This is a genomic window from Epibacterium sp. ABV4_022 (assembly GCF_056159345.1).
This window is the reverse complement of record NZ_JBSWVA010000005.1, coordinates 1-12,543: the sequence shown is the minus strand read 5'-3', so window position 1 is coordinate 12,543 and position 12,543 is coordinate 1. Positions and strand designations below refer to the sequence as shown.

The window sequence follows — 12,543 nt, the reverse complement described above, 5'->3', positions numbered from 1 at the left end:
CGATGCGCAGGATGATCTCGTCCTGCGCGGCGCCATCGACCAGGGCCCACATGATCTGACCGGTGGGGCGATAGATCACAAAGGCCTCCTCGACACCTGCCGCGCCGGAACAGGTTGCCGATGGTTTGGAACACCAGATCAAAGTCGTAGCACATGTTCCGGTGGCGCTGGTAAATCAGGTCCAGCCGCGCCTTGGCCGGCACGCAGGTGCGGGAATAGACCGCATCGGTCTCCTCGCGCGTGGCGCAGCGCTCCAGCAGCATCGCCTCGTGCTTGTGATAGGTGATCGAGGCCAGCCCGGTCACCCCCGGGCGCGACTTCAGCACCTCGGCATAGATCTCCGGATGCGCCTCCACATATTGCCGCAGCGGCGGGCGCGGACCGACAAAGCTCAGGTCCCCCTTGAGGATGTTCCAGAGCTGCGGAAACTCATCCAGCCGCTTTGAGCGCAGCCAGGCGCCGGTTTTGGTGACCCGGGCTGCCTTGTCGCCGCCAGAGACGCCGCTGTCCTCGTCCACAACGGTCATGGTGCGCAGTTTCCAGAGTCTAAATGGGCGATTCACGCCTTTCATCCGCTCTGCCACGTAAAAAACCGGGCGGCCTTCCTTCAGCAAGAGCCAGGCCAGAAGGCCGAGCAGGATCGGACCCAGGATCACGATCAGCAGCATCACAAAAAACAGATCGAACAAGCGTTTGTCCCAGGTCATGGGCGGAGGGATTCCTTCATATGTGGCTCTAACAAGGCCATTTCCGCCACCATCCGCGCCGGATCGGCCTCCGGCAACGACATCCGTGGCGCCAGAAACCCGCTGAGGCAGGAGAGGTCAAGCGCCACCTCCGGGATTGCGCCCTGCGGCGCGGGCACTGTTGCAAAATCCCGCCCCGCCGCCTGCAACAGCGCCCCCATCTCGATCAGGCCGGGTTGGGCGATGTTCAGCACCCCGGGCAGGTCGGGAGCATCCAGGACGGCGGCGATCACATCGGCCAGTGTCAGCACCCCGATGTAGCTGCGCCTAGGGGTGCGCCCGTCGGTGAACTGGTCCAGCCGGAACCCCAGCCGCCAGCCGCCCAGGATCGCATCAAAGCCTGCAATATTGCCGATGCGCAGCACGGCAACCTCCACCCCCAGCTCTGTGGCCAGGGCGCAGGCCCGCGCCTCCATCTCGGCCTTGGCCACGCCATAGGGATTGGCCGGGGTCAGCGGGGTCTCTTCCGTCAAGGGCCCCTGCCCCGCGCCATAGACCGCCGCCGACGACACAAGCACCACCCGCACGCCCGCCGCCGCCCCGGCCCGCACCGCAGCCTCCGCCAGCCGGGTGTTGTCCGCCAGATCGCCCCCACGCCCCGGCACGGCTCCGGCCAGGCAGAGGATTTGCCCCGCGGCCTGTGCGGTGGACACCAGCACATCCGGCTGTCCAAGCGGATCAAACAGACGCCACTGCGCCCCTGGCTGCCTGTACCGCGTCTGCCAGAGCGCCGCCTCCGCCCCCCAGCGGTATCGCAGCGCCCGCCCGATGCGGCCGGTGGCCCCGAGTACAAGGGGCGTTAGCAGGAATGTCACAGGCGCGCGGGTCATTGCTCTTGGATCCTGTTTGCAAGGGGGCAATCATTGACGATACTCCCCCCACCAGTATGGTGCCTGCAACATATTCACAAACACGCCCCGACTGCCATCGGGACAAGGACTTCATGCTGAAAATCTCGCTTCTGGTTGCGGCCGTCTCCGTTGCCCTCATCCCTGCCGCCTGCTCCCGCCTGCCCGGCGGCGCTCCTGCCAGCGAGGAAGTCCTGAGGGATATCGAGAATCCTCAGAACGACTTTGCGCTTTATGCGGTGACCCGCGCGTTTTTGCCGACGGTGGCGCATTGGCCCCCCACCGGCAAACAGGAAACCCTGCCCTGGATCAACGCCAGCCGGGGCCCCAAGACCCAGATCATTCAGCCCGGAGACCGGTTGACTCTGCGGATTTGGGACAGCAACGACAGTTCCCTGCTCAGTTCCGTGGGCGAGAAAATGGTGCAGTTGCAGGACGTGCGTGTGGCGGCCAACGGGTCGGTCTTCCTGCCCTATGTGGGGAATGTGAACGTCCACGGCATGACCCCGGAGCTGGCGCGCGAAAAGCTGCAGCAGGAGCTGGAAAGCATCGTGCCCTCCGCCCAGCTGCAACTCGACATGACCGAAGGGCGCAACAACTCGGTCGATCTGGTCTCCGGCGTCGCCCGGCCCGGCACCTACCCGATGCCCGACCGCAACTACTCCGTGATGGGGCTGATCGCCGCCGGCGGCGGCATTGCCGCAAGCCTCAACAATCCGCAGATCCGGCTGATGCGCGGCGGGCGGCTTTATGGCACCTCGGTGGATAACCTGCTCAACCATCCGCAAAAGGACACGTTGCTGCGCGGCGGCGACCGGGTCTTTGTCGAGGAGGATGAGCGCTATTTCCTCTCGTTCGGGGCCACCGGTACCGAGGATCTCCATATTTTCACCAAGGATGCGGTCTCGGCGATGGATGCGCTGTCGATCTCCGGCGGTATTCAGGACGGGCGCGCCGATCCCAAAGGGCTGCTGATCCTACGCGAATACCCGGCCTCCGCAGTGGCGCCCGGCGTCCGGGGACCGCGCCAGACAAGGGTGATCTTCACCCTGGATCTGACCTCGGCCGACGGGCTGTTCTCGGCCCGCAACTTCCAGATCAACCCCGGCGATCTGGTCATGGCCACCGAAAGCCCGATCAATGACGCGCTGACAGTTGCAAACTTGTTCGGCAATGTCTTCGGCATCTTCAGCCGTCTCGGTGTCGTCGACTGATCCGAAGCCCCCGCCGGGTCAATCCCAGCGCCCCACCGCCAGGCAGGCCACACTGTCCCCCGGCTGGGGCGCGCCGGTACTGTCAAAACTGACCGGTGTCACCGCAGTGGCGCTGCCCCCCGTGGCCGCCACCATCCGCGCGGACGCCTCCTGACTGGTCACGGTCACCAGCGGAGAGGCTGCAAAAGCCTGCGGAAAGCTCCAGCTGCTGCCGGCACTGCGCGCCGCCCAGCAGATCTGGGTGCCGTCGGCCAGCCGCAGCCAGTCGCCATCGCCATTGCTGCCCTGCTCCAGCACCGCCCCGGTCGGCACCCCGCCCGACAGCGCCACTGTCCCCAAGAGATTGCCCGGCCCATAGCCCCAGTCCGCCCGCATCAGCCGCCCGGCGGTGGTATCGCTGGCCGAGGCCTGCACCGCCGCCCCGCTCAGATGGCCGCTGGCGGGATCGGCGCGCAGGGCTTCGGTCCAGGAGCTGCCATCCGGGCTGACCTTGAGGGAAAAGGCGGTCTCGCCCGCAAGCCCCATCTCCGCATGGCCGCTCCAGCCGGACTGGAACAGCAGACTGGCCGTATCGCTGGCGCTGGCCTTGTTGATCTTCAGCTGGTGGCCCGCGCCGACATGGGTCAGCAGCGTGGCGGGACCGGCAACCGCCAGCGGGTTCTGCGCATCCGGGCTGGTGCCCACACCAAGCCGGTCGCGCACCTCGGCCTCCATGGCGCTCCAGCTGCCACCCTGTCGCACCACCAGTTGCGCGCTGTCGCGCGCCCAGGCCCGCCAGCCCTCGGCGGCATCGAAGAACAGCCAGGCGCCATCGCTCCAGGCAGCCAGCCGCCCGCCCTGCCCGGCCCAGGCGCCAACCGGGCTGGCGCCGATGGCATAGATGTCACCCGGCCCGGGGTCCACGGGCGGCGTCTCTCGCGCCAATTCTTCGAGCACCAGCTGCACCACCAGATCGAGCGTTTGCAGCGCGTCATTGTGGGTCACATGTTTCTGCGCCTGCGCAGGCATCAGATAGGGCAGGTCAAGACGGTCGGAACGCTGGGGCGAGGTCGGAGGCATGGGGCAGAATCCTTCGGTTGCAGGCAATCTGCCCCGATCCTGCCGGTTTCCTCTAAAAACGCGCCCAACAGGGCGCACGCCCGGTTAACCGGTCCGCTGGCCCAGACCACAGACGGCATCACATACGAAAAACGGGTCCCCGCCGGCGGGGACCCGTTTCAATTTTATTCTGCACGACAGCCTCTCGGGGAGCGACCCCGGGGCCTGTCACAGATCAGTTGGTGGTGGTGGTGGTGGTGGAAGTGTCGTCGTCGTCATTGGCAACGACAGCCACGACGGCCGCTGCGGCAACAGCAGCAGCAGCAATGCCTGCTGCGCCCAGACCGCCAACACCCAGACCTGCGCCAGCTGCGGCGCCTGCGCCTGCACCTGCGCCTGCGCCTGCGCCTGCTGCGCCACCGGCACCACCGGCGCCGGAACCGCCAGCAGCAGCACCCTGCTGCTGGGCAACAACACCGGTTGCGGCCATGATGGCCAGCGCGGAAACTGCGATAATGTTCTTCATGTCTTCAAAACTCCTGTGGAGATATGGGATATCCTCGCAGGGACCCTAAGTCAGGCCCCGTTTCTTTTCAACGCCCTGCCTAGCATCAAGATCCTTGCTTTTTCGTTTTTATTTCGCCGTTGCCAAAAAAACGCGACATCCTGCGGCCAGATCGGCAAGGTTTTGCCCCCGGCGGCTCAGATCACGACCTGACGCAGCCGGATATAGCCCACCTCCGGCCCGGCCCATTGCCGCGACTGCCACAGACGACCACTGCGGGAATCAACCCAGTAGTCATTGACGATATGCCCGCCCTGCGGTCCGGTGCAGCGTTCCTGCACATGGCGGGTGGCATAGCGGAGCCCCACGATCTCCAACTCATGCGCGCCAAGGTCTTTCACCTCGCAGGCCAGCCGCACCCGGTAGGAGGCACTGTCATCGCCGCGGAACTCATAGCTGCGCTGGCCCCCGCCAGCCGGCCCCATGGGCCCCTGCCCGTCCGCCGGCACGTCGGCGGACAGCAGCGTGCCGCGCAGCCCGCGGGTGGAGATCAACAGCCCGTCGCGGAACCCGAAGGTGATATTGTCCACCGTGCGCCAGACCTCGATTCGCCCGGGCAGGTCGTCCTGGCGCGCCAGTTGCAGCGTCACGTAGTCCCGCAGATCCTCCGACTCGATCACCACCTCCAGATGTGGCTCCTCGATACTGTCCAACAGCGCCCGCGTCAGAGTGGGCGGCTGCGGCTTTTCCTTGCCCCAGGGCAGCTGCTCCCGCAGCACCTGGCCGAGTTCCAGCTCCAGCGGCGTGTCTTCCGGCCCGCGGGCGCAGCCGGCCAGCACGGCCAGCCCCAGCAGCGCAGCCGGGATATGGCGCAGCAGATGTCTCATTCCCAGAACCTCGCGCGTTGTTCCTGCAGGCTCTTGCGGTGGGCGCTGCGCACCTGGCCATAAAGCCGCCCCGGCACCGACACCCGCTGCCCACCGTCCCGCTGCACCGGACGGATGGTCAGCCCGTAGGCGTTGCGGGAGGGCTGGCCGAGCAGCCAGCCGAGTGGGATCGACAGCTTGATGCCCTTGTCAAAGGAGCCTTCGCCGAAGTCCTCCGCCGAGACATCGGTCAGGGTGAAAAAGCCCCCCAGCTGCCAGCCATTGTCGAAGGTTCGGGTCAGCGAAACCGTGCCACCGATGTCACCGGCCAGATAGCGGCCCGCATCCACCTGCAGCAGGTAGTCCTTGGGCAACTCCAGATAGGCCGAGGCATGCCCCGTCAGCACGTCATAGTCACGAAAGCCGAACCGCTGGTTGAAATCGCGCTGGCGCACGTAGTTCAGCTCCGCCCCCAGGCCAAGCCGGCTGTTTGGCGGCTTCCACAGGAGTTCCCCGGACAGCCCGCCATACATGCTTTCGAAATACCCCACCGAGGCGCGCGCATAGAGGTTGTGCCCCGGCCGCCAGAGCCGTTCGCCATAAAGCTGCTCCAGCGTGGTGTCGAACTGGGCGTATTCATGCTGGTCGGTGCGCACCGCCGGCAGCTTCGAGTTGCCCGGACGGCCATCGGCCACATTGCCCCAGACCCGCTGCCGCAGCGCCCCGGCAAATTTCCAGCCCGGCGCCGGGCTGTAGCTGGCCTTCAGATCGACGCCGAAATCGATCCGGAACGGCACCGACGGGTCAAAATAGGAGGGCGAGGTATAGGGGGTGAAGGAGGTGGAAAATGCCGGGTAGAGCTCTTCCGAGACCAGGGCCTCGGGCGCAACCGGACCGGCATCCTTGACCGCGGCCACCGCCCAGATCGCATCCGCCGCCTCTGGCGAGAACTCCAGCGCCTCCAGGTCGGAGCGGCGGATCTCCACCGCAGACAGCCCCAGGCCACCGGAGGTGGGCACGATCCGGAAGGTCTCGACCGAGGGCGGCAGGCTGCGCGCCATCGCCCGCGCCGTGCGCCCCACCGCCAGCGATTGCGACAGGTAGCGGGTGTTGCGAATGCGGGCCTCGGCGCGGGTGCCCTCCAGCGTCACGCTTTCCAGGATCAGACCGTCCTGCTGGAGCGCTTCGGCCAGGAGGTCGCGGGTCTTGACGCGGGCCGTGCGACTGCCGGCCCAGCTCTCGGTCCACAACGCCTCATCCTGCGCCCAGACGCTGCGGGGCACCACCGGCGTCGGCGCCGGAACCTGCATGCGCGTGGCCGGATGGCGCGGGTTCATCTGGATCTGGGCGGTGATGCCGAATTCCGATCCATAGAGGTAGTAAGCCCCCAGGCGCAACTGCCGGCTGGCCTGGTATTCCACCCCGAAATTGAAATCCGACTTGCGCTCGAAGGCCTGCGCCTGTTCGGTTTCCATCGTATAGGCATCCGAGGAATATTCCGCCTTCACCCCCCATTTGCCATAGGTCCATTCCACCCCGGCAAAGGGCGCCACATCGCCGCGGAACCACTGGTCGGTGGACAATTCGCCGCCGGTGTCCCCGGCGGTAAAGCTGCCCCTGTCGCCCAGGGTGGCGATCGCACCGCTGGAGCCGAAGCGCCCCCAGCCGAGCCCCGCAGAGACCTTCAGCCGGCCGGGCAAAGCGGCCGGCTCGAACCGCTTGGTGGCAACGATATATTCGCTGCTGAACAGGCCGGTGCCGGCAAAATCCTGCAAGCCCACGGCCACGGCGGGACGATAGCGCCCCTCGTCCCAGAGGCGGAACCGCACGTCGAAGTTGCGGTCATAATAAGTCTCGAATCCAAACAGCAACTCGTCGGGATTGTTGTTCCGGATGCCGGTATAGCGGAACCCGACGGTCATCCAGGGCAGCGCCTGCACCTGCATGTTGACCCGGCCCTGGCCGGCAAAATAACTGACCGAAGGCGCAAATTGCGCATCCGGCAGCATCTCGGCACTGGGCATGTCGATCAGCCCCGGCACCCCATAGAAATTGAGGCTCGGGGTCTCCGGCCAGGCAAAGCCCTGCGGCGTCTCGGTGTCGGCCATCAGCGGCGCTGCGAGGCCACCGCCGAGCGCGAGGACCATCCAGAAAGGCGCGGCGCGCTGGGGCGTCCGGGGGCTGCGGCGTGTCACGGGCGGGGGTATCCTTGGTCCGTCATCTGTCCTGTCGTCCGGCCCGTCGGCGGCACCGGTGTTTCCTGCTTACTGCCCCAGTTGCCCGCCCCGTTCAACGGGCGGGAGCCGCTTTCTGGGCTGCTGTGGCTTTTCAGGACATCTTGCGGTCCTCCTGCGGCTGCACATAGCCCTCGACCCAGCGCGCGATCACCCGCCGCGCACCGGCGCCATCGCCCGCAGCCACCACCTGGCGCAGCGCCCGCATCAGGGCGGCCACCTCGATTTCCGACAGCACCGCCTCGCGGGCGCAGAAGATCTTGGGGTGGGCGGTGGTGGTCAGTTCGGTGGAGAGCGTCAGCTCCTCCTCCATCTTCTCGCCGGGGCGCAGCCCGATGATGTCGATGGCAATATCCCCCTCGGGGTTTGCCTCATCGCGCACATGATATCCGGCGGCCTCGATCACCTGGCGGGCCAGTTGCAGGATCGACACCGGCTCGCCCATGTCGAGCACAAAGACCTCGCCCCCCGCCGCCTCGGCCCCGGCCTGTAGCACCAGCTGCACCGCCTCGCGGATGGTCATGAAGTAACGTTTGACCCGCGGGTCGGTGACGGTGACCGGTCCCCCCCGGGCGATCTGTTCCTGAAACAGCGGGATCACCGATCCCGAGGAGCCCAGCACATTGCCGAACCGCACCATGGTAAAGACCGTGCGGCCGGCAGACCCATCCCCCTGCGGCCCGGAGCGCGAGGCCAGATCCTGCACGATCAGCTCGGCCATCCGCTTGGAGGCGCCCATCACATTGGTGGGGCGCACCGCCTTGTCGGAAGAGATCAGGATGAAGCGTTCGACGCCATATTCCGCCGCCGCCCGCGCCAGGGTCTGGGTGCCAAAGACATTGTTGGCCAGACCGGGCAGGGGGTTGGCCTCCACCAGCGGCACGTGTTTATAGGCGGCGGCATGCAGCACCACCTGCACCCGGTGCCGCTCCAGAACCCGGCGCACCTGGCGCGGATCGGTGACCGACCCCAGGACCGGCACCAGCGGAATATCCGCGTCTTCCAGCTGCTGGGAGAGTTCCTGGTGAATGGTATAAAGCGCCAGCTCCGACAGTTCATACAACACCAGCTTGCTGGGGCGGCAGGCCAGGATCTGGCGGCAGAGTTCCGAGCCGATCGACCCGCCGGCCCCGGACACCAGCACCACCCGGTCGGCATAGGACTGGGCGCAGGCCTGGAGCGGCACATCACAGGCGTCGCGGCTGAGGAACCGCTGCGGCGGCACCGGCGTCAGCTTGTCCACCAGCGCTTCCTCGCCGATCAACTGGGCAAAGGAGGGCAGCGCCTGCACCTCCAGCCCCAGCTTCTGCATGCGCTGGATGATCTGTGTCTGTTTCGGCTGGCTCTGGGAGGGCATCGCCAGCAGCACGCGTTTGACGTCGCGCCCTTTGACCACCTCGGCGATCCGGGTCGGGGCATAGACCGGCAAGCCAACCAGCGTCAGCCCCTGGAGCGATTTGTTGTCGTCGACAAAGGCGACCGGATCGATCCCGTCATGGGCCTTGAGCGCCTGCGCCAGCTGGGTGCCGGTATTGCCGGCGCCATAGATCAGCACCCGCGCCCGCGGCCGCGCCCGGCGGTAGAGCGCCAGCACCATCTGCAACATCATCGCCCGCGCCGCCACCATCATCAGCAGGTAGCTGAGGCCAAAGACCACATGCACCCCCAGCGGCAAGTCCGGGCCGAACAGCGCGCAAAGCCCGGCCTCCGCCGCCGCCACCACGGTGGCCAGAAGCGCGGTCTGGCTGACCGCGTGGCGTTCATAGGCGATCAGCTGCACCTGCGGCAGCCCCAGCCAATAGGACAGCCCCGCCGCCAGCAACAGGATATAGGGCAGCACCGGCAGCATCTGCCCCAGCAGCACCAGGGGAGAGACCGGCATGTCTTGCAGCACCAGGGCAAACAGCAACGCAACCGGAAGCAGCAGCAAGTCCAGCGTCAGAAAGATCGTGGCCTTGTTCTGACGCGTCAGCCGCTCCACGAGTTTCAACATGTTCGTCACCTCAAATCGCGGGCGTCCTACGCCCGTCTTCAATCGCGTTCCTGATCCAATACACGGGTCGAAATCATCACATCCCCCTCACGGTTTTATGCGCGCGGCGGCGCCCGCGCCATAGGTTTCCCACGGAATAAATCCAGAAATACGATGTTTTCGCCCGTTCTGTCGTTAACGCATCCCGATATCGGCAGAGTTGCGCCGGTACTGCCCGAGAAACAGGCACGCGCGCGGGGTGCTCGACGCGACCGCCCGCGCGGATGCGGCAGGGACTGGCGGGGAGACTGCCGGACAGGTAGGTCAGCATCCCTTACGCATTGTTTCGCGTGCGAAACAATAGGTCAGCACTACTTACCTAATGTTTCGCACGCGAAACAATAGGTCAACACAACTGACCTATATTGACTTCTCCTGGATCCATCGCGCCAAGGGTGCATCCAGACTCAAAACAGGCGCCCCGGAGGACGCCTGCCTGTCTCGAACAAAGAGGGCATCGCAGAGGATCAGCGTTGGGCGAACCAATCCTGCAGGGCCTGCACCAGATCCGGGGTGACGCCGTCTCCGCGCAATTCGATTTTCCGGGTCTCTTCCGTGAAGGTCAACATAACCCCGGGGGCGGCTTCCAGCGAAACGCGGTTTTGTGCAGGACGGGACGGGCGCGGGGGAGGGGAGGCCTTGGAGGATGGCTCAGAGGCAGACTGCGCGGGCGTCGGGGCCAGGGCAGGCAGGGGATCAGAGTCTAAATCCTCATTTAGTCTCGCATCCCACGCCGCAATATGCCCATGCAAGACCGCCAGCTCCTCAGAGACATGCTGGCAATCCGAGGCAATCAGATTGCCGGCCAACTCGCGGCCAAAGCGGGGGTTCTCCTCAAGGTGGCGGGCGATGGCGAGACCCAGTTTTTCGGGGATGGCGGTCGGATAGCGCAGCACATCGTCCAGCGCCTCCACCAGCGTCACAAAGCTCGCGATCTTGGAGCGTTTGGCGCGGGGGATGTTTTGAAACAGCCCCAAAAGCGCCTTGCGCTGATCCGGATAGACCCCCTCTGCCAGCGCCTGCACCGCGATGCGCGCGCGTTCATAATGGCTGAGGTTAACCCGGATCTCGTTTTCCTCGACCATCGCGAGATAGGCGTCCGCCGCGCTTTCGGGACGCACCACCAGAGCTTTGACAGCGGCGAATTTAGGGTCTGAAGTCTCTTCATAGAGTCTGCGTAGCGCCGTCAGACGCCGCCAGCCGGAAATCAGCCCATGGGTTTTCTCGCCATGGGCGTCTTCGCGTTTGACCACCTCGATCGGCGTGTGCTGACCACGGGCCCGGAGTGACTCCATGAGGCCCAGCATGTCGTCCTCGCCCTGCTCGATGCGGTCGCGCACAAGGTAGGTCTCGTCGATGGCCGACAACGGCAGCTCTTCGATCATCAGCCCCTTGGTGCGGGCTTGCTCCAGCACACCGGAGAGTTCTTCGAGCGCGGCGGAGGCAGAGGTGTCAGAGGCCACCTGCGCGATCGGGGCCGCCCCCATCGAGAGCGGACCGGGGGCCGCGGCGGGGCTTTTGTCACTGCCGCTCAGATAGGTGGGCTGGGCCGGGGTCAGCCGTTTGCGTTTTGCCATTCTCGTCGTCCTTCCTCATGCCGCCACTCGGAGCACCAGGCCCAGAGTATCGCAGTCCCATCCTAATGCCGCCTCAGGAGGCCGCGCGCTCGGCCTGCAACGCCAGTTCCTCGCGGCGCCAGACGCCGTTGAGCAGCCGCTTGAACGCCGCATAGGTTTCATCAAACGTCTCGCGCCCCCGGGCATAGGTCTCGCGGTTGAAGTCGCGGTAATCCGCCTCGTAGATGCCATTGACCTGCTCGCCCGCCTGACCGATCAGCGCGGTGTAATCCTGCCGGTGCGGCGACAGGGTCGGGCCCATATAGGCCTGCACCAGCCCCGCAAGCTCGCCCTGCTGCGCGCCATCGTAGCGGGTGATCACCGCCCGCACCGCATCCCATTCAAAGCCGATCTCGGGCCGCCCCAGGGCACGGGCGGCGAGGTTCTCGCCCTCCTCAATCGAGGCAAAGGTGGAATGCAGCATGTCAAAAAACCGCCCCGTGCTGTCGAACTCCAGAAAAGACGCCCCCATCGGCACCAGGAGGATGTCGGCGGCCGAAAGCCCGTTGATGGTGAGGTAGCCAAGGGCAGGGGGCGTGTCGATAAAGACCACATCGTATTGATCGAGCACCCCGTCGGCCTCCAGCCGGTCGGTGAGCGCGTCCCAGAGTTTCCACGCGCGCGCCGCCATCCGCCAGACCGGGATCTGGAACTCGGCCCAATACAAATTCAGCTGCGCGCCAATCAGGTCGATGTTGGGCCAATGGGTCGGCTGGATCACATCCGCCGCCGTCATCTCCATCGCTGCGGTGAGGCTCTCGTCCAGCGGCTGCGGTGCGTCGCCGCGATCGAGACGGCGCTGGTTTTCCACCCGCAGATGTTCGCCGTAGTGACGCGCCAGAAGCGGGAAGGCGGTCTTCCACTCATCCTCGACCTTGCCGCCAAAGATTGAGGTCATCGAGCCTTGGGAATCCAGATCGATCACCAGCACCTTGTAGCCATCTAGCGCCGCGGACATCGCCAAATGCGCGGCGGTCGAGGTCTTGCCAACGCCGCCTTTGAAGTTCGCCACCGCCACCAGTTTGGCGGCCAGCCCTTCGGGGCGATAGGGCAGGTAGTTCTTGGCCTTTGATCCTTGCGCGGCAAAAAACGCGCGCAGCCGCAGCACCTCATCCAAAGTGAACCACTTGGCGCCGCCTTCGGTTTCCGAGCGCCCCTGCGGCAGATCCGGATTGGCTTTGAGCACCCGGCGGAAATGGGCCTGCGCCACCGGGATCAGATAGCGGGTGATTTCCCAGGTGGAGAACAGACGCAGGTGTTTTGTCCCTTCTTCATCGAGACCGCGACTGGCGAGATCGGCACGTCCCCGGGCGCAGCCTTCGGCAATCTCGGCAAAGCGGGCAGTGTCGGTGGGCTGGTCCAGCTCTGCCATGGCTGCATCGGGATCAATGTTGAAATAGGGGGGCAGGGTGGTGCCTGCCTTGCTGTGGATATCCTTGGCCAT

General features: G+C 65.6%; 9 protein-coding genes and 1 pseudogene. 1 reads left to right on the top strand and 9 read right to left on the bottom strand.

Annotation, left to right across the window (positions count from 1 at the left end):
* Positions 1-98: 98 nt before the first annotated feature.
* Together ACXAF5_RS20845 and ACXAF5_RS20840 are read right to left on the bottom strand one after the other, a co-directional pair.
* Positions 99-707 (bottom strand): annotated as a pseudogene (locus tag ACXAF5_RS20845) (sugar transferase); the annotation flags it as partial.
* On the bottom strand, positions 704-1,576 hold the full coding sequence (locus ACXAF5_RS20840) for an NAD-dependent epimerase/dehydratase family protein (RefSeq protein WP_474948077.1): 873 nt from the start codon (positions 1,574-1,576) through the stop codon (positions 704-706). The gene ACXAF5_RS20840 and the pseudogene ACXAF5_RS20845, both read right to left, overlap by 4 nt.
* A 113-nt stretch (positions 1,577-1,689) precedes the next feature.
* On the opposite strand from ACXAF5_RS20840, the gene ACXAF5_RS20835 reads away from it, so the two are divergent.
* Positions 1,690-2,808 (top strand): polysaccharide biosynthesis/export family protein, encoded by a 1,119-nt coding sequence (locus tag ACXAF5_RS20835; RefSeq protein WP_474948076.1) that lies wholly within the window; start codon positions 1,690-1,692, stop codon positions 2,806-2,808.
* 18 nt (positions 2,809-2,826) lie between these two features.
* On the opposite strand, the gene ACXAF5_RS20830 is transcribed toward ACXAF5_RS20835, so the two are convergent.
* The 7 genes from ACXAF5_RS20830 to ACXAF5_RS20800 all read right to left on the bottom strand — a co-directional run bounded on the left by ACXAF5_RS20830 (position 2,827) and on the right by ACXAF5_RS20800 (position 12,543).
* Positions 2,827-3,867, bottom strand: coding sequence for a DUF2793 domain-containing protein (locus ACXAF5_RS20830; protein ID WP_474948075.1), 1,041 nt, complete (start codon positions 3,865-3,867; stop codon positions 2,827-2,829).
* 214 nt (positions 3,868-4,081) lie between these two features.
* Positions 4,082-4,372, bottom strand: a complete 291-nt coding sequence (locus ACXAF5_RS20825) for a hypothetical protein (protein ID WP_474948074.1) — start codon at positions 4,370-4,372, stop codon at positions 4,082-4,084.
* A gap of 176 nt (positions 4,373-4,548) precedes the next feature.
* Positions 4,549-5,238 carry a YjbF family lipoprotein gene (locus ACXAF5_RS20820; RefSeq protein ID WP_474948073.1) on the bottom strand — a complete coding sequence of 230 codons (690 nt, stop codon included), beginning with the start codon at positions 5,236-5,238 and terminating at the stop codon, positions 4,549-4,551.
* Positions 5,235-7,412 carry a YjbH domain-containing protein gene (locus ACXAF5_RS20815; protein ID WP_474948072.1) on the bottom strand — a complete coding sequence of 726 codons (2,178 nt, stop codon included), beginning with the start codon at positions 7,410-7,412 and terminating at the stop codon, positions 5,235-5,237. The genes ACXAF5_RS20820 and ACXAF5_RS20815 overlap by 4 nt, the downstream gene beginning before the upstream one ends.
* A gap of 133 nt (positions 7,413-7,545) precedes the next feature.
* Complete coding sequence (locus ACXAF5_RS20810; RefSeq protein WP_474948071.1) at positions 7,546-9,444, bottom strand: polysaccharide biosynthesis protein; 1,899 nt, start codon at positions 9,442-9,444, stop codon at positions 7,546-7,548.
* A gap of 506 nt (positions 9,445-9,950) precedes the next feature.
* Positions 9,951-11,060: a ParB/RepB/Spo0J family partition protein gene (locus tag ACXAF5_RS20805; protein WP_474948070.1), complete on the bottom strand. Its 1,110-nt coding sequence runs from the start codon at positions 11,058-11,060 to the stop codon at positions 9,951-9,953.
* A gap of 73 nt (positions 11,061-11,133) precedes the next feature.
* A complete protein-coding gene (locus ACXAF5_RS20800) occupies positions 11,134-12,543 on the bottom strand; it encodes an AAA family ATPase (protein ID WP_474948069.1) in 1,410 nt (469 codons plus the stop codon).

Bases quoted from the DNA above. Each gene is read 5' to 3' on its own strand.
- ACXAF5_RS20840 (WP_474948077.1), bottom strand. From the start codon at position 1,576: ATGACCCGCGCGCCTGTGACATTCCTGCTAACGCCCCTTGTACTCGGG.
- ACXAF5_RS20835 (WP_474948076.1), top strand. From the start codon at position 1,690: ATGCTGAAAATCTCGCTTCTGGTTGCGGCCGTCTCCGTTGCCCTCATC.
- ACXAF5_RS20830 (WP_474948075.1), bottom strand. From the start codon at position 3,867: ATGCCTCCGACCTCGCCCCAGCGTTCCGACCGTCTTGACCTGCCCTAT.
- ACXAF5_RS20825 (WP_474948074.1), bottom strand. From the start codon at position 4,372: ATGAAGAACATTATCGCAGTTTCCGCGCTGGCCATCATGGCCGCAACC.
- ACXAF5_RS20820 (WP_474948073.1), bottom strand. From the start codon at position 5,238: ATGAGACATCTGCTGCGCCATATCCCGGCTGCGCTGCTGGGGCTGGCC.
- ACXAF5_RS20810 (WP_474948071.1), bottom strand. From the start codon at position 9,444: ATGTTGAAACTCGTGGAGCGGCTGACGCGTCAGAACAAGGCCACGATC.
- ACXAF5_RS20805 (WP_474948070.1), bottom strand. From the start codon at position 11,060: ATGGCAAAACGCAAACGGCTGACCCCGGCCCAGCCCACCTATCTGAGC.
- ACXAF5_RS20800 (WP_474948069.1), bottom strand. From the start codon at position 12,543: ATGGCCAAGGATATCCACAGCAAGGCAGGCACCACCCTGCCCCCCTAT.